Below are 19693 nucleotides of genomic sequence, written 5' to 3' on the forward strand. Positions count from 1 at the left end.
ATAAGACTTCAGGAAGCAATTTTGTGCGAAATGAGCGTGGTATTGAGCGAGCGAAGGATGTCACGCTTCACTTTCTCGAATTCAGGCGAGAGGCGGTCACGCCGGCGCGGCAAGTTGATACGGAACGTTTCTGCAATACGCCCCGGATATGGTCGCATCACTGCGATGCGATCAGCGAGAAATAGCGCTTCCTCAATATCGTGCGTGACCAGCACGAGAGTCGGCCGGCTCTCATTCCAAAGCTCCAATAAATGTTCCTGCAACTCCGCACGGGTGAAGGCGTCGAGCGCCGAAAAGGGCTCGTCCAGCAGAAGAACGTGTGGACGTGTAACAAGTGCCCGGGCCAGTGCTGTGCGTTGGGCCTGACCTCCTGACAGTTCCTTGGGCCAGTATGTAGCAAAGCGAGAAAGCCCCACCTTTTCAAGCGCTTCATCAATACGCTGTTTTTTCAATTCCGTGTTCGGTTCATTCAACCCAAAGCCGACATTGTCGGCGACATTCAGCCATGGAAGCAGTCGTGGTTCTTGAAAGACAAGACCGATATAGGGATGTGGCTTGATGATCGTCACGCCATCGACGCTGACTATCCCACCTGTTGCCGTATCGAGCCCTGAGATCAATCGCAGCAATGTGCTCTTGCCACAACCGGAACCGCCGACAATGCCGAAGATTTCTCCGTCCTCGACTTTGAGCGTTATGTTATCGAGTGCTTGAGTGCCATTGAGATAAATTTTACTGATGGCATTGACTTGAAGCATGCGCTTAGGCTCCCGGTCCAAATCGGTCTTCCCAGCGCAGGAAGGGCACGGCAATCGATGCGATCAGACTGTCGGACAATTTGCCGACGATGGCGAAGATGATGATTGCGGCGAGAATCTGATCTGGTTTACCGAGCTGTTGGCCATCTACAAGCAGATAGCCCAAACCTTCTGAAGCGCCCATGAATTCGGCGGCGACGACGAACATCCAGCCAAGTCCCAGGCCAGAGCGCAGCGCGATAACATAGCTTGGCAGCACGGCGGGCAATAGAATACGTCGGATCAGTTCAAAGCCGCTCAACCGAAAGATGCGGCCAACTTCAACAATCTTCCTATCAACCGATAACACCGCCCCGCTAACCCCCAGGTAAACCGGAAAGAAGACACCCACTGCAATGAGGGCAATCTTCGATTCTTCGAAAATTCCAAGCCATAGAATGAACAGAGGCACCCAGGCGATGGAAGGAATGGCGCGCAGAGCTTGCAATGAGGGATCAAAAAGGCGGCGCATGAGCAGGGAATAACCGGTCAACGCTCCAAACAATGTCCCCACGATAGTGCCAACTACAAAACCTGAGAACACTCGCAACGTCGTCGCGATGATATGCGTGGTGAGATCCCCACTTTGCCATAGATTCCACAAGGTCATCATGATGCGCGAAGGAGGCGGCATCAGCCGTCCGACTATGAGGCCCGTTTGCACGCTTGCCTCCCAAAAGAGCGCCAGCACAAGCGGAACAAGCATGCCAAGCCAGACGGATTTGAGGCGTGATTTGACAATGGGAGCGGCGCTGGCCTTCTCGTGCACGATCTCGGGCAAACTGATTTCCGTTGCACTCATCGACCAGTCTTGTCCGTTATTGGCTGGCGGTCGCGAAACTGGCATCAATCAGTTTGTCAGTGGTCGCCTTGACGTCGACGTCAGAAGCGATGACACCAGCTTTCTGCAAGGCGAGGCCTGCCGAAGCGATTGTATCGCTTTGTTCACTTCCGATGCGTGAATGACTGATGTCAGTTCGTTCAATCTGTTTGGTTATGACGCTTTCCGGCAGTTTGGTTGCTTCGATCAGTACAGCCTTCAATTCGTCCGGATGGGCAATTGCTTCGGCGCGAGCCTTTTCATAGGCGGCGATCACGCGATTGACGATCGCGGGATGCTCGGCAGCAAAGCTCTCGCTTGTGTTAAGAACGCCCCATGTATTATTTTCGGGCTTGCGGTAGAAAAGCTTTGCACCATCTTCCACTTCTGCTGCGGCCATGAGCGGATCGAGCCCAGCCCAAGCGTCCACGTCACCACGCTGTAATGCCAGCCTGCCGTCAGCATGCTGAAGGAGCACGAGAGTAACATCCTTTTCGGTGAGACCTGCGTCGGCTAAGGCACGTTCGAGAAAAATATGCGGGTCCGTGCCCCGCGTTACCGCGATGCGCTTGCCCTTCAAATCGCTGACGCCGTTGATGCCAGTGTTGGGCCGCGTGACGAGAGCCGTCCACTCAGGGCGTGAATAAACGTAAACGGACTTCACGGGGTTACCATTGATCCGTCCAAGAAGCGCTGCAGCGCCGGCAGTTGAGCCAAAATCTATGGAGCCGGCATTTAAAAATTCCAGCGCTTTATTGGAACCGGCAGACTGAACCCAGCGAATCTTGATCCCGTCCTTTTCGAACTCCTTTTCAAGGATACCCTGCTTCTTAAGCAGAAGGCCAACCGGATTATATGTGGCCCAATCTATTCGCAGTTCGGAAATCTCTGCTGCGTGAACAATCGTAGAAATCGCGAAAAAGATGATGCCAGTTAGACTGAAGATGAGCGATCGGACCGTGGTCATGGGAATTGTCCTCTTGGATAGCTGGCGGCACAACGCGACCACTGGCGGCATTCAACGGGAAAAGAGAACAATAGAGAGACCACTCGCTGCCAAGAAGAAATGATTTGCTAATTTTATCTGCAAGCCGAGCCGAAATTACTTATTGATAATCTCGATCCGAAGCGACCATGCCTAAGTGCGATTTGACAGCCCATCAGAGCCGCTGTGCGTTGGTCAGCATGGCGCGCATTAATACCTTCTCAATCTGCCTGCATAAAATCCGCCACGCTGTAGCAATGACTCGCCTGATAGGCGTTTTTCCCCCGGTTCATATGTGTCAGGTTGAAGGTCCGAATGCCGCGCAACACGCGGCTGTCCATCAGAAATTTGCGGATCGAGATTGAGCTGCGCACGTTGATGCCAAAAATGTCTGCACCACGCGGGAAGAAATAACTGACGTCCTCTGGCATCGCGACGCTTTGCTCGAGAAAGGGTTCATCCACCCGGCTCGGCGTGGCTGAACGATCCGTAGTGAAATCCGAAAGATGCACGATGAATCTGGCGCGGATATCTTCGTCCTGTGCATAGAGTGTGAAAAGCTCCATCCAGCTCGCATTGACGCGGATGAGCGGCTTGTCCGATGTCGACGGCAGACAGGAAACCGACCAGTAGTGGCGTTCGGTCTTGCGGGGAATGGGAATGCAGCTTGGACCATATAGCCCGAGAATCTCCAGCACTTCCGCTGCTTGCGGGCGATTACGTAACTTCTCAAATCGAGCGACATATTTAAAACGCTGTTCCAGGGACTCCAAGCGGTCGCCGGTATCCGGCAAGTCGATTTTGCCCTCTATCCAATCGCGCTGCTGCTCCAAATCAAGGAATTGCCGCACACCGGTAATTTTCGGGCGAGAGGGCGCTACCATGTCAGAAGCCCTGCAAAATTTGTGTGCTCGTCATCGTCAGACTCCTGCTTTTTCGCTTAGGCGTTTGCGAGTCTAAGCATCGCGCCCCAGGCGCCTCCAAACAATGCCTCACGGATGAAAAATTTGAAATGCCCGCTTGGCCACGTCCGCGTGCATTCCTCAGCAAGGCACGTTCTTGTCTCAAATCTTCCAAAAATTACTTCCTTTGGCGAAGGATCTGGGCTGCTACCCGGTATCAATAAAACCTGCATCGCTGTATCGGTGGATACTACCCTTGGTCCGGCCATAAATTCATTAGGCACCGCTGATCTGGTGAAATCCCCTCAGACAGATATTGAGAGATCGGGTCATGCCAAAGTCTTGGCGCCGCCGGCTTCGCGCATTGCCGCAGGCAGAGTTTCCCATGCGCGGATCAACTCTCCGATTGAAGCAGCTTCCATCTTGCGCATGACGTTGCTGCGGTGCAGCTTGACCGTCACTTCGCTGATGCCCAGATCGAACGCGATCTGCTTGTTGAGGCGTCCGCGTGCCACTTCATGCAGTACTTCACGCTCGCGCTGTGTTAGTGTTTCGAGATGTTCGATATTGCGGTTGGCGACCGATGCCTCAGCCCGTCGTTCAGCATCCATTGCTATTCCCGCAAGCACGGCATCGAGCAGCGTTTGGTCTCGCACCGGTTTGGTAAGAAAGTCCACAGCACCTGCCTTCATCGCCTGAACAGTCATCGGGATATCGCCATGCCCGGTCAGAAAGATGATCGGCTTGGGATTACCGTTTTCCGCCAGATGACGTTGCAGATGGAGTCCACTTGTACCCGGCATACGTACATCGAGGATCAAGCAGCCTGGGCTTTGCAGGATATTGGCGTCGAGCAATTCGCGGGTTGACGCAAAGCTGACAGGCTGGAAACCGGCCGAAAGGATCAGCTCTGACAGAGCCTCCCGAACGGAAGCGTCGTCATCCACAATCATGACGAGCGGCTGATCGTCTTCAGTTTTCCGCTGCGGTAATGGTGGTGTCGATTTCTGCAGCAACGGTTGGTCGACTCTCATGTTACCCCTCCATCTTTTGATTGCGTAAAGCATCAGCAATAGCAGCGAGCAGGGCTTGAGCATCGAAGGGTTTGCGGAAACATCCGCTAAAGCCTTGAGCGCGTCCTTGGTCTGCTATCTCGTGGCGGCCCGTGATCAGGAATACCGGCAGATCCGGACGTAACTTCCTCACCAGTTCACGAAGTTCAAAGCCATCGATGCCAGGCATGCCGATGTCTGTGATAAGCACATCCATATCCGATAGACCGTTGACGAGCAGCGATTCTGCCGATGGAAAACCGCAAGATGCGTAGCCCGCGGATTCCAGAAGATCGCCCACCGATTCAAGCAATCTCGGATCGTCATCAACGATTGCCACGACATGTCTTGTGATATTCATCTTCAATTTCCTCCCCCTCGTCGCGAGTGGGTAATCGGTATTTCTAATCTTTCTGCAATACGCACCAGATCGGCGAGCGACGCCGCTGCCATCTTCTGCATCACGTTTCGCCTGTGGATCTGCAGTGTAACTTCGCTGATCCCCAGTTCAGCGGCAGCTTGCTTATTGAGAAGACCGCTCACGACAAGAGGCAACACCTCGCGCTCTCGCGGCGTCAGTTCGACGTAACGTTGTCTCAATTCGCCGAGTTCAGAGCGTTCCGATCTTTTTTGCCGATCCCGTGCGATTGCCGCGTGGATTGCCAACATGAGGTCCGCATCGCTGAAGGGTTTGGTCAGAAAGTCCACAGCGCCGTGTTTGATGGCCTGGACGGATGACGGTATATCGCCATGCCCTGTTATGAACACGATCGGCGGGTGGTCACGGGTCCCGATCTGCGTCTGCAACTCGAGACCATTAATGTCTGGTAGTTGGACATCGAGGATAAGACAGGCTGAGATATCGGGTTTTTCTGCATTGATATACTCGCCCGCCGATCCGAACACCTCGGCGCGCATGCCGTGTGAGGCCAGCAGCTCGCATAACGCTTCTTGAATGCGCTTGTCATCATCAACAATGAAGACAATGTGTTCTTCTGTCGTCATGATGCCGCCTTCATTTCGATCGGCAACGTGAAGATAAACGTCGCTCCATGCGGTTCATTGTTTTCCGCCCACAACCGTCCACCGTGGGATTCTATGATCGAACGGCAGATCGAGAGCCCCATGCCCATGCCATGGCCTTTCGTGGTGAAGAACGGCTCGAATATCCTATCAGGAAACGCGATACCCGGTCCGTAATCGCTAATTTCCGTTCGAACTACGTCACCTAAGTATCGCACCCGCATTCTAAGAACACGGTCGCCTGTGGCAGAATCCATCGCGTCCATGCCGTTGCGCATCAGGTTGATCAGTACTTGCTGTATTTGAATGCGATCAAGTGCAACAGGCGGAAGATTCCTTTCGACATCGACATTGACGCGGATGCGGCGCCGGACAGCCTCTTCGGTCAAGAGTTCGCGTGCTTCGGCAACGACACTGTCGAGCGTTGTAATGGTTCTCGTCTCCACGGATTGTTTGAACAAGGCACGGATGCGGCTCACGACGTCGGCAGCCGAGTTGGCGTCGCGAATAATGCGCTCGACCGTTTTATTTGCGCGCTCGAGATTTGGGGGCTCAGCAGTAAGCCAGCGCTGGCATGCATGCGAGTTTGCCACGACGGCCGCCAGTGGCTGGTTCACCTCATGTGCGATCGAAGCAGAGAGCTCGGCAAGGCTCGCCGCCTGGCTCGCGCGCGCCAAACTCTCTTGCGCCAAACGCAGTTCTCCCTGCGCGCGAACCTCGCCATCAATATCCAGGCAAATGACGTTCCATTGCACAATGTTGCCCTCAGAGTCGCGCATGGGAGCTGCACGAGTCTCGACCCAACGATATTCGCCATTGAAGCGCCGCAGGCGGTGCCTGCGTGCGTAAGACTCGCCGGTCGACAGGCATTGGGCGTACTGTTCCTTGACCCCGGCGAGATCGTCCGGATGCACACCGGCGTCGAGTGTACCGTCCAGCCGTGACTTTATCGCACCGTCCAGCTCTTCAAGCTCATAGCCGAGGAATTCACGGAGCTGCTGACTGCGATAGACTGGCTCGCCATTTGGCGCAGCGCAATCGATCATTGCCGGCAGTGTTTCCACGAGTTGCCAGAGAAAACGTTCTCTTTCTCGCAACGCTTCCTGCGCCTGCATCTCGTCTTCGATGTCGATTGAAGCAATGTACCATTGCACGATCGCGCCATCCGCATCGCGCAGTGGTTGCGCCCGCGCTTCTATCCAGCGATAACTGCCATCTTTCAAGCGTCGGCGAAAACGGTTCACGAAAGGCTGGCCGGTTGCAAAGCCATTCTTTGCCCTTTTGAACATTGTTGGAAAGTCTTCAGGATGTGCCACGTCTCGGGCCAACGCGTCGAAGTCCTGGATCTGCTCCGCCGGCGATCCAACCTGATCCTGATATCGCTGGCTGGCATAGGTCATCCTGCCAGAAGGTGCAAAGCTCAGAACATTGAAAGGCACGGCGTCGATCATCTGTTCCAGCTGCTGTTTGCTGCTCCGAAGCTCTTCTTCGGCCTGCAATTGATCTTCAATGTCGTGCGAAAGGCCGTACCACTGAAGGATTCGGCCGCTCTCATCGCGCAATGGTTCTGCACTGCCTTCGACCCAACGGTAAACGCCATCGGCGCGGCGTAGACGAAACCTCTTGAAGAACCGTTCGCCGGTGGCAAGGGATCGGTTGAGTTTTTCCAAAAGGCCGGCTGCGTCTTCAGGATGGATTGCGGCCTTCAGGATTGCGGCCAACTGACTCGCATCTGGCTTGTCTTTATATGCGGCGTCGACGCCGAGAAAACGTATCAGGCGCTTGTTGAAAAAGGTCGGTTCGCCTATCGGGTTTAATCGCCAGAGTAAGCTCGGAACCATGTCAACAAGTTGTGAGAGTTCACGTTCCCGGTCGCGCAATGCTTCCTGTGCGCGCATCTCATCATCTATGTCGATAGAGATTGCATACCATTGAATGATAGCTCCGCTTTGATCTCGAAGCGGCTCCCCGCGTCCATCAACCCACCGGTATGCACCGTCCGCACGACGCATTCGATACTTCATGGAATAAGGCTCGCCGCTGGCCAGCGAATGGCGGATCGCCCTTGTGAGAAGATCCGAGTCTTCGGGGTGAACAAGGGTCTGCATTGCCGCGGCCAAGCGGCTCGTTCCCGCCCCACCCAATTGTGCAACGTCGTTCAAACCAAAGAAATCGAGCAAGCGCTTGTTAAAGTAGGTCGGCTCGCCTTCCGGGGTCAAACGTCTGATCTGAACCGGGACCATATCGACGAGCTGTGAAAGCTCCCGCTCGCGGCCACGCAGCGCCGCTACGGTTTTTTTGTGAACATCATTATCAAGGGCTATGCCATACCATCCCGTGATACGACCTTGTTTATCGCGCGATGGCCGCGCCGCAGTTCGAGCCCAGACATAGTTGCCACTCGCGCGCCGGAAACGAAACTCCACGTTGAAATGATCGCCGGTCTCCAGGCAATGGCGCCATGTGGCGGCGATCTGGTCGTAATCGTCCGGATGAAGCAGACGCTTCCAGGCCGTATGCCCATCCTTCAACGAGGCGTTCAGATCGTCGAGTGTCACTCCAAGGGAATTCTGCGCAAACGGATGTAGATATATCCACCTGCCGGTCGCATCGAATGCCCAGCCATTGCCAAATATACTCTCAACGACGCCTGCCGACCGAATTGGCCCTTCTTCGCTTTCGTCCACAAGGTCTGGCACCGTCGTAACCAGCGGCTCTCTATCTGTCGCCAGATCGTCGATGTCGACACTTACACTATACCCTGGCTCCGAACGGGTCTCGGTCCACCGATAACTGCCTTCGGCATCGAGTTGTCGATGTCTCGTGATTTGAGGGACGCCCGTCCAGAAGGCACGCGCGTCTGCATGGGCTGCAGTTGTGCGGTCATCCGGATGGATAAGGATCAGTGAATGCGGAACATCTGGAGCTGCTTTTTCTTTGAGAGCAGCACTTGTCACATCAGCAAATCGCTCTTTAGCGGTGGATGAAATATCACCGTCAATCACTGTGCCATACCATGCTATGACTTGGCCGTGGTCATCGCGCAGCGGTTGCCCCGAGCTTCGACTCCACCCATAAGCACCACTCGCGCGTAACACCCGGTGCTCAACATTGTAATGTTCACCAGACTGTAGGCATCGATGCCATGTGGCGATGGCGCTGTCATAATCATCTGGATGGATTATCCGCTTCCAAACAGAAACGCTTTGTTCGGTAGGAGACCTGAGTTCCTCCAACGTCACACCGAGGACAAGCAGCGCCGCTGGACTCATATAAATGAATTTGCCCGCGGCGTCGGTTGCCCATGCGTTACCAACCACGCTTTCGATGATCTGCGCCGCCTGTAGTGCTTCGGATTCACTTTCGTCAGGTGAGTTCAACGCTATCGTCATTGCTTTCTCCTGCCGGACGAGGAAATCCTGCGAACTGTCTGCGCTTGGTGCAATACATATCCTTGTATCTGGCTGGCGAACTAACTGCCTCATCCTAGTCCCGCCTTGCGTCAACCGCACCCTATGGAAATCCATGAGACGGGATGAGTTGTAACCAAGTCTTCGGGATAAGTTGCCCAGACCAAGTGCGACGTTGCAGTAATGGCAGGCTAACGCATTCATTACATCCTCGCCATGATCTTGTGGCGGAAGTCTTCGCTACTCTAAGCCAAGATTAATCCGGCAAGCTCCACAGCGGCAGACCACGGGGCCAAATGTCTCGTAGCCTAGACTTCAGCATGGGTCGACTAAACCTGATGACTAGTGCGTTATGCCCTCTGCACAATAGTATGATTTTCTCTCTCCAGTCACTGTTGGAAGCGATCGAAAGATCTGAAAGATTCACAACAATGAGAGATGATAATGGCTCAGCGCATCAACTATGAACGGTCACCAGAGCTTCTCATTAAATTCGAGGACGCGCGACTCGGCAAGATTGGATTTCAGGACTGGTTGCATCAAACCCAGCACACTGAACCAGCGTAATAAATACAGCGAGAAAGCAGATGGGGATGGGTCAATAAACATCTCTCAGCTACCAACCAATTCGAGGATAAATCAAATGTTCCGGACCATCCTGATTTCGGCGGCCGTCATGATCGCCGCCAATGCACCGACCTTTGCCGGCGATGCTGACAAGGAGTCGAAAGTGACGCTCGTATTTGATCATGAACTCCCCAATGCTCCCGGAATGAGCATGAAAGGTGTCTTGGTCGAGTATGGACCGGGCGGCACATCCGTAGCTCATACGCATCCCAATTCGGCATTCATTTATGCGACCGTTCTGGAAGGCGCCATAAAAAGTCAGGTTAATGATGGACCTGTCAAGGTCTACAGCGCCGGGGAAAGTTTTGCCGAAAATCCCGGTGATCGCCATGGTCTCAGCGAAAATGCAAGCCAATCCAAGCCTGCAAGACTATTGGCGGTATTTGTCGTCGATACGAAGGAGCAGGACCTCGTACTGCCTTATCGCTAATAAAGACGCGAAGCGGCAGTTGGCCAATTCAAGGTCGCTGTGACGATCCTGGTGGCATGCTCTTCTTTGCTGAATCAATAGAATCTGACGACGGTTCCGAAGGCACGTCCAGACCTGGCCAACCATCTTCCTACATCGCACGAGCTGAGATGTTGAAATCAACGGAGACCGTATTCCGGGCGTTTGACAGCGCCTGAATACCGCATCTGTCATTTTCGCGAGGTGGGCGAGGCCAAATTCAATCGAAAAGGGAGCAAATGATGAAAGTGACAGTTGTGGGAGCAAGCGGACTTATTGGAGCCCTACTTGTTGGAAAGCTTCGTCGGCAGGGTTTGGAAGTGATCCAAGCTTCGCGTTCGTTTGGAATTAACACCATCACAGGTGACGGCCTCAATGCAGCGATGGCCGGTGCGGACATTGTCATTGATGTTACGAACTCCGCATCATTCGGCGATAGCTCCGCATTGGAATTTTTCAAAGTATCCACTGAGAATTTGCTGGCTGCGTCTGTCAATGCTGGTCATTATCTCGCGCTTTCTGTGGTGGGAACACCTCGCCTCGTCGAGAGCGATTATTTTCGCGCGAAAATGGTACAGGAAAACCTCATCAGAGCCGCAAGGAGGCCCTACACGCTCCTGCATTCCACGCAATTTTTTGAGTTTATCAGCGGCATAATTGACCAGAGTGTGGATGGAGATGTTCTGAGATTGCCCTCTGCATCTGTCCGGCCCATTGCAGCTGCGGATGTGGTCGAAATTTTGGCCGAATTGGCGATCGGAACGCCGAAGAATTCCACCGTGGAGATCGGCGGGCCAGAACAATTTGGGCTTGATGAAATCGCGCTTACGAATCTCGCAATCAATGAAGATACACGTCAAGTGATTAGCGACGATAGAGCGACTTACTATGGCGTGAAGCTGAACGATGACACGTTGCTCCCGCTAAAAGGGGCGCGTTTAGCGTCGATGCACTACGTCGACTGGTTGTATCGCTCCATGGCCAGTTAGACGGCGCATCAGCTTTTGTTGCCCTGGCATTGAGCAGTCTTCTTCTTCAACCGTTTTCAACAATCAACGTGAAAGGACGCACGACATGGGTCTCCTGAAAACCAAAGACGGCACGGATATCTCTTACAAGGATTGGGGATCGGGGCAACCGATCGTCTTCCATCACGGGTGGCCACTCTCAAGTGACGATTGGGATGCGCAAATGCTCTATTTTTTGGGCAAAGGTTATCGCGTGATTGCACATGATCGGCGTGGCCACGGGCGATCCAGCCAAACCGCAACCGGACACGATATGGATACCTATGCTGCGGATTTTGCGGAGCTCGCTGCGGCGCTTGACGTGCGCAATGCAATTCACATCGGTCATTCGACCGGTGGTGGTGAAGCTGCTCGCTATGTCGCACAGTATGGCAGGGACCGTGTAGCAAAATTAGTTTTGATAGGCGCCGTGCCTCCGATCATGGTAAAAACCGCTGCGAACCCCGCTGGTCTGCCAATCGAAGTTCTGGATAGCTTGCGCTCCCAATTGGCAGCCAACCGCTCGGAATTCTACTGGAACTTTCCTATTCCATTCTACGGTTTCAACCGCGAAGGAGCGGCGGTATCCGAGGCCGTGCGCGTGAACTGGTGGCGGCAAAGTATGATGGGCGGTGCCCAGGCACAGTATGACTGTATCAAAGCCTTCTCGGAAACAGATTTTACGGAAGACCTGAAGCGCATTGATGTGCCAACGCTTGTGATGCATGGGGACGACGACCAGATCGTGCCAATTGCCGATTCTGCGCTTCTGTCCATCAAGCTGCTCAAGAACGGCTCGCTGAAGATTTATGAAAACTACCCGCATGGCATGTGTACGACTCAGGCGGACATAGTCAATGCCGATCTCCTCGACTTTATCAGAAGTTAAGCCCGGATGGCTGATCGGCCGCCGGGTCTCTGGACTCGGCCGTCCAGCTCGCCAAACAAAGGAACAAAGAAAATGAAAATCGTTGTCATTGGAGGCAATGGCCTCATCGGTGCAAAACTGGTTGGCAGGTTGAAGGATCGTGGCCATGACGTCATCGCTGCCTCACCGCGAACCGGCGTCAATGCGGTAACGGGCGAAGGGTTGGACGAGGCGTTAAAGGGCGCAAACGTTGTTGTTGACGTCTCCAACGCTCCCTCCTTCGAAGACCAGGCGGCAATGGAATTCTTCCAGAACTCGGCCCGCAATATAGCGGCTATTGAGATAGCGGAAGGCATTCATCACCACATAGCACTGTCGGTCGTCGGCACAGACCGCCTGCAGGAGAGCGGATACTTTCGAGCCAAGCTTGTTCAGGAAACTCTCATTAAATCCGCCGGTGTTCCGTACACCATCGTTCGGGCAACCCAATTTTTCGAGTTCCTTGATTCAATTGTTTCTTTTAGTTTTGTCGAAAACGCGATCCGCTTGCCGGCTGCTGCTTTCCAGCCAATCGCAGCTGGGGATGTGGCCGCCGCCTTGGAAGAGGTCGTTCTTGGCGAACCTGTAAATGGTGCTGTGGAAATCGCCGGCCCAGATCGCGGCACGCTCACTGGTATTGTTGAATCTTACCTTCGCGCAACTGGCGACACCCGATCGATCGTGACCGATCCAAATGCACCATATTTCGGGGTGTCGATCGATGAACTGTCTCTGGTTCCCGGACAGGGCGCAAGACTGCAGCCGACCACTCTGCAGCAATGGCTGCAGAAATCCTCCCACTGATCACGGAAAGAACTGATCTATGAAAATCTCTCTTCTGTCTACCCTGATTGCCCTTGGATTGACTTTTACTTCTTCCGCGTTCGCTACGGAAAGCAAGCCGACCATTGTTCTCGTGCATGGTGCATTTGCTGATGCGTCCAGTTGGAATGGCGTGATAACCCGCCTCGAGAAAGATGGCTATCCTGTCGTCGCTGTGGCTAATCCACTGCGTAGCGTTAAAACTGATGCCGCTTACGTGACAAATATCATCACCTCGTTGAAGACGCCTGTTGTTCTTGTGGGCCATTCATATGGTGGAACCATCATCAGCCAAGCGGCAGAAACTGCAGGCAATGTAACGTCGCTGGTTTATGTGTCGGCTTTTGCGCCCGATTTGGGTGAGACGGCAGCGAGCCTGTCCGGCAAGTTCCCGGGCGGTACACTGGGATCTGCGCTTGGCGCCGCCGTCAAATTGGAAGGTGGTACAGCAGATCTTTATATCCAACGGGACAAGTTTCACGATCAGTTCGCGGCGGATGTTCCTGAAGCTGAAACTCGTCTTATGGCGGCAACTCAGCGCCCTGTAACCGACGCTGCTTTGAATGAACCTGTAACCAGCGCCGCTTGGAAGAAGCTTCCCAGCTTCTTCATTTATGGTGATGCCGACAAGAATATTCCAGCGAAAGCGATCGCCTGGATGGCGGAACGCGCCAATTCAAAGGAAACCATCGTCATTAAAGGTGGGTCTCACGTTGTAATGATTTCACATCCAGACCCTGTAACCAAGCTCATCGAACATGCAGCGCAGTAGGCATTAATACGCTTTGGCTGGTCAGGATTGTATCTGGCTGGCTGAAGCAAATTTTTCATTTGATTATTCAGACAACCTTTTGGCTTCATCAGAAATGAAGTCACATAATAATCGAACCCGAGTGGGCACCGTGCTGCGGAAAGCATGGATTGCGCTAAAAGGCTGCGATGGCAAAGGCTCGTTAGCAAGAAGCTGGATCAAGCTCCCTTTGCGCAGATCATCAGCAACGACAAACCGCATGAGATGCGCCACGCCCATTCCTTCAAGAGCGCTAACACGCAGCGCGTAACCCGAGTCACAATCGATACGCCCATGCGTGACGATGCTTTCTCCGTTTGAGAAGAGTATGGAATGAGGCCTGCCCGCGATTGCATATCGCGCAAATGGCAGTTTGCCGAGATCCAGGATTGTCAGCGGTGTTCCCCATTCAGCTATAAATGAGGGCGATGCCACGAGCACCATGTCGATATCCGCCAGACGCCGTATCATGAGATCACCCTCAGCCATGTGGCCGACCCGAAAGACGACATCGTAGTCCTCCCTCACAAGATCGACGTAGCGGTCGGTAATACCAACATCCAGGTGAAGCCGAGGATAGCGTTTGGCAAATCCCGTCACGATCGACGACATCAGGAAATGAGCAACCTCGCTTGGCAGGCTCAACCGCAACCGTCCCGTTGGTTCTGTGGCAGCCTGCAGGACTTCAGCGGAGGCGTTGATTTCCTTTAGAAGAGGCGCAACGCGTTCAAAAAAAGCCTGTCCGTCTGGCGTAAGTTGCAATGCTCGTGTCGACCTTAAGAACAATCTGGCACCAACGTGTTTTTCAAGCCGAGCAACAGCCTTTGACACCACAGATGGTGTCGTCTTGAGATCGCGCGCTGCTGCCGTGAAGGAACCCGCCTCAACTGTACGAACAAACGATAGCAATCCGGTCGCTTCGTTAATCAGCGTGGCCATTCATACCTCCAGGGAAAATGTCATGTTCGTCATCATCGGCTAATAGCGAAAGCATCTTGAGATTATTTCAGCTTCAATCAACAAGGAGAACTGAAAATGCGAAATCTCTCGGACAAAGTTGTCGTGATCACAGGTGGCAACAGCGGTATCGGCAAGGCCGCTGCCCAGCTTTTTGCAAAGGAGGGAGCACAGGTTGTCATCACTGGCCGCCGTCAGGATGCACTGGATTCCGTAGTGAAAGAAATAGGCTCAAACGCTATGGGTATTTGCGGTGATGTCGCTGACATTGCCCATCACAATGCGGTTGCAGATGAAGTCCAACGCAAATTCGGCCGCTTGGACGTGTACATGGCAAATGCCGGTTACATTCATCTGACCGCGACAGACGCTGTTTCGGTGGAAGAATATGATCGGCATTTCGCTATCAATACACGCGGGGTCTTTTTCGGTGTTCAGGCGATAGCGCCATTGCTTGGGGCGGGGAGCAATATCATCCTGACCAGTTCGATGGCGGCAACAAAAGTGCTTGATAACCATGCGGTCTACGCGGGTTCGAAAGCCGCTATAGCCGCGTTTGCGCGCAACTGGGCACTTGAGTTTAAGGCGCAGGGAATTCGCGTCAATGTTCTGAGCCCAGGACCGATTGAGACGCCTATTTTGTCGAAACTTGGTGTAGCCGAGACTGAGCAGCCACGCTTTCTTGAAATGATGGCCGGCATGATTCCTGCTGGCCGGCTGGGCAGGGCAGAAGAGGTTGCCCAGGCCGCGCTTTTTCTGGCATCTGCATCCGGCAGCTTTGTGAATGGGGTCGAGCTCATCGTCGATGGAGGTATGGCTCTGACCTGAGCCCTGCAACCTGAATGAGTTGACCTATACCGTAGTATGGCTCGACCTATCACTCGACCCCAATAGACTGCAAACACTCCTCAACTTAGCGTTGTCGATACCGTGTTTAGGCGGCAGTCAGTCAGCAGGAGACAAACATGAACTTGGAAAACACTTCACACCTCAGTAGCCCTGGGCACGACGAATTGGTTCCGTCGCGCTATGCGCTAAAGATTGGCGAGATTGAAGTACTGGTGGTCAGCGATGGGGTGCTACCGCTCCCAACGGTGATGATGGGACACAATGCCGACCCAGCAGTCCGGGCAAACTGGATGAAGGACATGTTCCTGCCGCCGGATGCTTTCGACTGGCCACTAAATGCAGTGGTGGTGCGTAGCGGCAAGCAGACCATCCTCCTAGACGCCGGTCTGGGTCTGGATCCGGACTTGCACCTGCCACGGGCCGGACAACTGATCAAGCGGCTGGAGGCCGCCGAAATTGATCTTGCCTCCGTGACCGACATAGTGCTTACCCATTTGCACATGGACCACATCGGCGGGCTTCTCGTCGAAGGGGTGAAGGAACGGCTGCGTCCCGACCTGAGAATCCACGTGGCCGCCGCAGAGGTCAAGTTCTGGGAAGCGCCTGATTTCACTCACACCAACATGCCGCAAGGATTCCCGGAGGCGATTCGCGCGACTTCCAAGCAGTTCTTGAACGAGTACCGCAGCCTGTTACGGCTGTTCGATGAAGAGTACGAAGTGGCGCCGGGGGTGATCGCCCGTCGCACGGGTGGGCATACGCCCGGACACTGCGTGATCCGCGTGGCGTCCGGCGGCGAAGGGTTGACCTTTGCTGGCGACGCGGTGTTCCCAGTTGGTTTCGACCAGCCGGATTGGCATAACGGCTTCGAACACGACCCCGAGGAGGCGGCCCGCGTCCGGATCGGTCTTTTGCGGGAGCTAGCAGCGAGCGGCGAGTTGCTGGTTGCCACTCACCTGCCGTTCCCCTCAATCGGCCGGGTGGCGATCGCTGGCGAAGCCTTTCGCTGGGTACCGGTCTTCTGGGACTACTGATCCCTTGGGGTTAGGGTCGCGGTAACGCGGTCCTAACCTCCTTTCTTGATCGTGGAAGTCCCCCTTCGAACGTTGATTTCATAGACATCAACCTGCTTCGGCTCATCTTTATGTTGTCCGAATCTAATCTCCATGGAGTGTCGTGATGCGCTTAACCGCAGCATTCGTTTTTATTTCCGCTGCTCTGCTCTCCGGACCTGTTATTGCTGACAGTGCCCAGCAAGCGAAATCATTCCTCGCAACACCTGGCGAAGCATTAGCGGGCATTTCCGACGGTAAGGCAGATGTTAATGGCGTGACTTATCATTACCTGCTTGCAAAGGGAGGGCCGCAGACTGTTGTACTCTTGCACGGGTGGGGCACAACTTCATTCATGTGGCGTTTCGTCATGCCGCAACTCGTTGCTCGGGGCTACACGGTGCTCGCGCCGGACCTGCGCGGCCTTGGTGACACCGCCAAGCCCGCAACCGGCTATGAGAAGGCAACAATAGCAGGAGACATTTATCAGCTCGTCAAGCTGCTCAAGCTCGGTTCAACTGTCAATCTTGTCGGCCACGATATGGGTGGTATGGTTGTATATGCTTATGCGGCTCAGCATCCCACTGAAGTTACGACCTTAACTATAATTGACGTTCCGCTGCCGGGTATTGAACCATGGAACGAATTGGTCGAGAGCCCACGCACTTGGCATTTTCGGTTTCACGCGGTGCCCGACTTGCCAGAGATGCTGATTGCCGGTCGAGAGTTGGAATATCTTAAATGGTTCCACAACGCCGAAGGGGTTAACTCGCACGCATTCGACAACGAGGCTGATGAAATATATGGCCGTTCATATGCCCAACCGGGAGCGTTGCGCGCCGGGTTCGAATATTATCGCGCTTTTCCCCGGGATGTCGAAGCAAACAAAGCCTTCTCACAGCGCAAGTTGACCATGCCTGTGCTGGGAATAAGCGGCGTCGGCGGGCTAGGCTCGATGTACGGACGTCACCTTCAGCACGTTGCTGACAATGTGAGATCAATAGTCGTTGAAGGCTCAGGGCACTGGGTTCCAGAAGAGCAGCCAGCGGCGGTTATGGAAGCGCTCTTGAATTTCCTACCTTCCGCCGATTGATCCTCGTGAGATCCAGTTACACAACTGCAAGTTCTTCGATGCTTCCGGTATTGAGATGTGGAAAGATGTCGTTTCTGCAGCAGAGACCGGCGCGAAATCGACCCGCTCAATGATCGCTGCGAAAGGCCGCGCCTCAAGATTGGGTGAACGATCACTCGGCCATATCGATCCCGGTGCTGCGTCAGGAGTAATCATTCTGCGCATAATGAGAGATATATTTCTGGAGATATCCGACGAGTAACGCTGTCGAGGACAGCCGTAATGCGTCCCTCCATCAGCATCAGAGTCCAGGTTCAAGCATCTGGCGGCAGGCGAGAATTAGCGTGCGTTTGTCTGAGTGCATCTGCGTTATTATACGTGTTCACGTATAACTTGCTTTTAGACGCCCTCGCGTATATTGTTACTCTAAACGTACTCGCGTATATTGACAGTTTATACGTTGCCGCGTATATTGGTGATTGGAGGCCACCATGAACGAACAGATCGCCCGCACAGAAAAACAACTCGGCGCCATCCTGCGCCGCGCCCGCAAACAGGCGCACTTGAGCCAAGGCGCGCTTGGCGAACAAATTCATATGCGGCAGGGTACGGTCTCGCGCCTTGAAGCCGGGGAGCCGGCCGTCCAGTTGCGCACTCTGATGGAAGCTCTTTCAGCTCTCAATCTGGAACTGGTCATTCGCCTACGCAGTCAGGGCAGCGCCGCCGACATCGAGGACTTGTTCTGATGGTAAGAAGACGGGCGCACCTACCCCTCAACGTTTTCCTGAACAGCCGTCATGTTGGCGTGCTGCGCCGCGAGGCTACCGGTGCAATCGACTTCCAGTACGGACACGGCTGGCTGGATTGGCGCGGCACATTCCCGGTGTCACTATCACTGCCTTTGCGCGAGGACCGCTATATCGGCACCCCGGTTATCAATGTGTTCGACAACCTGCTGCCTGACAATGACGCAATTCGCAACCGCGTCGCCGAGCGCGTCGGAGCGGAAGGAACTGACGCCTTCAGCCTGCTAACCGCTCTGGGCCAGGACTGCGTGGGCGCTCTGCAATTCCTGCCCGACGGCACTGATCCCGGCACTGTCGGCGATACCGGCGGCAAGCCGGTCAGCGACGACGAGGTCGCGAACATCATCAAGAATCTCGCCGCCGCGCCGCTCGGTATGGGCCAAGACGAAGATTTTCGAATCTCAATCGCCGGGGCACAGGAAAAAACCGCCCTGCTGCGCAAGGACGGCCAGTGGTTTAAACCCATAGGCACCACCGCCACCACCCATATTCTCAAACCGCAGATCGGTCAGCTTCCCAATGGCATCGATCTCTCCAACAGCGTCGAGAATGAATATCTCTGTCTGAAGCTGCTGCAAGCAATGGGTGTCCCCACCGCCAATGTCGAGATCACGGATTTCGGGGAGCGCCGTACACTAATCGTAGAACGTTTCGACCGTCTTTGGACGAAGGACGGAAGATTGCTTCGTCTGCCGCAAGAGGACACTTGCCAGGCGCTGTCGATCCCGCCTACCAGAAAATATCAGTCCGACGGCGGTCCTGGAATGCGGGAAATCACCAATCTGCTGAAGGGCAGTGACACACCCGAGGCCGATATCGCGACATTCATGCGCGCTTGCGTCCTGTTTTGGCTGCTCGGTGCGACCGACGGTCACGCTAAAAACTTCAGTATTTTCCTTGGCCCCGGCGGACGCTTCCGAATGACACCCCTCTACGATGTGCTGACCGCACAGCCGAGCCTTGATGATGGCCAGATATCCCGCAAGAAATTCAAACTTGCAATGTCGGTTGGCAGAAACCGCCACTATGCCATCCACGACATCGTACCCCGTCACTTCATGCAGTCGGCAGACCTTTCCGGTGTCGGCACACCGGTGATGAAGGCGATCTTTGAAGACATCGCAGCGAACGCCGAACAGCAGGCAGAGGCCGCTATCGCAGCGCTGCCCAACGGTTTTCCTGATCAGCTCGTGACGTCGACCATGGCTGCTATCAGCCAACGCGTCCGGGTCGTCGCCGATTCACTTTCGCCAGCGTCTCATGCCTGAAGCAAGAAATTATCTGCATGGCCGTTCTTCTCGCTGCTTCGGGGCCGGGAGCGGACGGGCAACTTTTGGAGAGCAATGCCGGGAAAACTGACATACTTG

General features: G+C 54.3%; 19 protein-coding genes and 1 pseudogene. 11 read left to right on the forward strand and 9 right to left on the reverse strand.

The annotated features are described in order from the left end of the window. Window positions 1–8: 8 nt before the first annotated feature. The 8 genes from BLU05_RS20995 to BLU05_RS21030 all read right to left on the reverse strand — a co-directional run bounded on the left by BLU05_RS20995 (window position 9) and on the right by BLU05_RS21030 (window position 8971). On the reverse strand, window positions 9–758 hold the full coding sequence (locus BLU05_RS20995; RefSeq protein ID WP_091884390.1) for an ABC transporter ATP-binding protein: 750 nt from the start codon (window positions 756–758) through the stop codon (window positions 9–11). A gap of 4 nt (window positions 759–762) precedes the next feature. Then, window positions 763–1599 carry an ABC transporter permease gene (locus BLU05_RS21000; RefSeq protein WP_091884392.1) on the reverse strand — a complete coding sequence of 279 codons (837 nt, stop codon included), beginning with the start codon at window positions 1597–1599 and terminating at the stop codon, window positions 763–765. A gap of 16 nt (window positions 1600–1615) precedes the next feature. Next, window positions 1616–2584, reverse strand: a complete 969-nt coding sequence (locus BLU05_RS21005; RefSeq protein ID WP_091884393.1) for an aliphatic sulfonate ABC transporter substrate-binding protein — start codon at window positions 2582–2584, stop codon at window positions 1616–1618. A 239-nt stretch (window positions 2585–2823) separates the two neighbouring features. Next, on the reverse strand, window positions 2824–3486 hold the full coding sequence (locus BLU05_RS21010; protein ID WP_091884396.1) for a hypothetical protein: 663 nt from the start codon (window positions 3484–3486) through the stop codon (window positions 2824–2826). A gap of 347 nt (window positions 3487–3833) precedes the next feature. Then, window positions 3834–4538 (reverse strand): response regulator transcription factor, encoded by a 705-nt coding sequence (locus BLU05_RS21015; protein ID WP_091884398.1) that lies wholly within the window; start codon window positions 4536–4538, stop codon window positions 3834–3836. 1 nt (window position 4539) lies between these two features. Further along, window positions 4540–4917: a response regulator gene (locus tag BLU05_RS21020; protein ID WP_091884401.1), complete on the reverse strand. Its 378-nt coding sequence runs from the start codon at window positions 4915–4917 to the stop codon at window positions 4540–4542. 2 nt (window positions 4918–4919) lie between these two features. Beyond that, complete coding sequence (locus BLU05_RS21025; RefSeq protein ID WP_091884402.1) at window positions 4920–5561, reverse strand: response regulator transcription factor; 642 nt, start codon at window positions 5559–5561, stop codon at window positions 4920–4922. Continuing rightward, window positions 5558–8971: a PAS domain-containing protein gene (locus BLU05_RS21030; protein WP_091884405.1), complete on the reverse strand. Its 3414-nt coding sequence runs from the start codon at window positions 8969–8971 to the stop codon at window positions 5558–5560. Before BLU05_RS21030 ends, BLU05_RS21025 begins: the two co-directional genes overlap by 4 nt. Window positions 8972–9632: 661 nt before the next feature. On the opposite strand from BLU05_RS21030, the gene BLU05_RS21035 reads away from it, so the two are divergent. The 5 genes from BLU05_RS21035 to BLU05_RS21055 all read left to right on the forward strand — a co-directional run bounded on the left by BLU05_RS21035 (window position 9633) and on the right by BLU05_RS21055 (window position 13572). Further along, window positions 9633–10046, forward strand: a complete 414-nt coding sequence (locus BLU05_RS21035; protein WP_091884407.1) for a cupin domain-containing protein — start codon at window positions 9633–9635, stop codon at window positions 10044–10046. A 260-nt stretch (window positions 10047–10306) separates the two neighbouring features. Then, on the forward strand, window positions 10307–11053 hold the full coding sequence (locus BLU05_RS21040; protein WP_091884410.1) for an SDR family oxidoreductase: 747 nt from the start codon (window positions 10307–10309) through the stop codon (window positions 11051–11053). Between the two features lie 85 nt (window positions 11054–11138). Then, entirely contained in the window at window positions 11139–11960 is an 822-nt protein-coding gene (locus BLU05_RS21045) for an alpha/beta fold hydrolase (protein ID WP_091884411.1), read from the forward strand. A 72-nt stretch (window positions 11961–12032) separates the two neighbouring features. After that, window positions 12033–12782 (forward strand): SDR family oxidoreductase, encoded by a 750-nt coding sequence (locus BLU05_RS21050; protein ID WP_091884414.1) that lies wholly within the window; start codon window positions 12033–12035, stop codon window positions 12780–12782. 19 nt (window positions 12783–12801) lie between these two features. Continuing rightward, window positions 12802–13572 carry an alpha/beta fold hydrolase gene (locus tag BLU05_RS21055; protein WP_091884416.1) on the forward strand — a complete coding sequence of 257 codons (771 nt, stop codon included), beginning with the start codon at window positions 12802–12804 and terminating at the stop codon, window positions 13570–13572. A 63-nt stretch (window positions 13573–13635) separates the two neighbouring features. Here BLU05_RS21055 and BLU05_RS21060 read toward each other — a convergent pair whose 3' ends face one another. Beyond that, on the reverse strand, window positions 13636–14529 hold the full coding sequence (locus BLU05_RS21060) for a LysR family transcriptional regulator (protein WP_091884419.1): 894 nt from the start codon (window positions 14527–14529) through the stop codon (window positions 13636–13638). Window positions 14530–14625: 96 nt separating this feature from the next. Here BLU05_RS21060 and BLU05_RS21065 point away from each other — a divergent pair, with 96 nt between their 5' ends. From BLU05_RS21065 to BLU05_RS21090, 6 genes and pseudogenes are all read left to right on the forward strand, one after another. Beyond that, window positions 14626–15375, forward strand: a complete 750-nt coding sequence (locus BLU05_RS21065; RefSeq protein ID WP_091884421.1) for an SDR family NAD(P)-dependent oxidoreductase — start codon at window positions 14626–14628, stop codon at window positions 15373–15375. Window positions 15376–15512: 137 nt separating this feature from the next. Further along, window positions 15513–16430 (forward strand): MBL fold metallo-hydrolase, encoded by a 918-nt coding sequence (locus BLU05_RS21070; RefSeq protein ID WP_091884424.1) that lies wholly within the window; start codon window positions 15513–15515, stop codon window positions 16428–16430. Between the two features lie 145 nt (window positions 16431–16575). Further along, window positions 16576–17541: an alpha/beta fold hydrolase gene (locus BLU05_RS21075; RefSeq protein WP_091884425.1), complete on the forward strand. Its 966-nt coding sequence runs from the start codon at window positions 16576–16578 to the stop codon at window positions 17539–17541. A 43-nt stretch (window positions 17542–17584) separates the two neighbouring features. Next, window positions 17585–17782, forward strand: a pseudogene (locus tag BLU05_RS21080) (DAK2 domain-containing protein); the annotation flags it as partial. Between the two features lie 229 nt (window positions 17783–18011). Beyond that, window positions 18012–18266, forward strand: coding sequence for a helix-turn-helix domain-containing protein (locus BLU05_RS21085; protein WP_091884428.1), 255 nt, complete (start codon window positions 18012–18014; stop codon window positions 18264–18266). Next, a complete protein-coding gene (locus BLU05_RS21090) occupies window positions 18266–19594 on the forward strand; it encodes a type II toxin-antitoxin system HipA family toxin (RefSeq protein ID WP_091884430.1) in 1329 nt (442 codons plus the stop codon). The genes BLU05_RS21085 and BLU05_RS21090 overlap by 1 nt, the downstream gene beginning before the upstream one ends. The last annotated feature ends 99 nt before the right edge of the window (window positions 19595–19693 follow it).

The sequence above is a fragment of the Phyllobacterium sp. OV277 genome, assembly GCF_900104355.1.
In the GTDB taxonomy this organism is placed as follows: Bacteria; Pseudomonadota; Alphaproteobacteria; order Rhizobiales; family Rhizobiaceae; genus Phyllobacterium.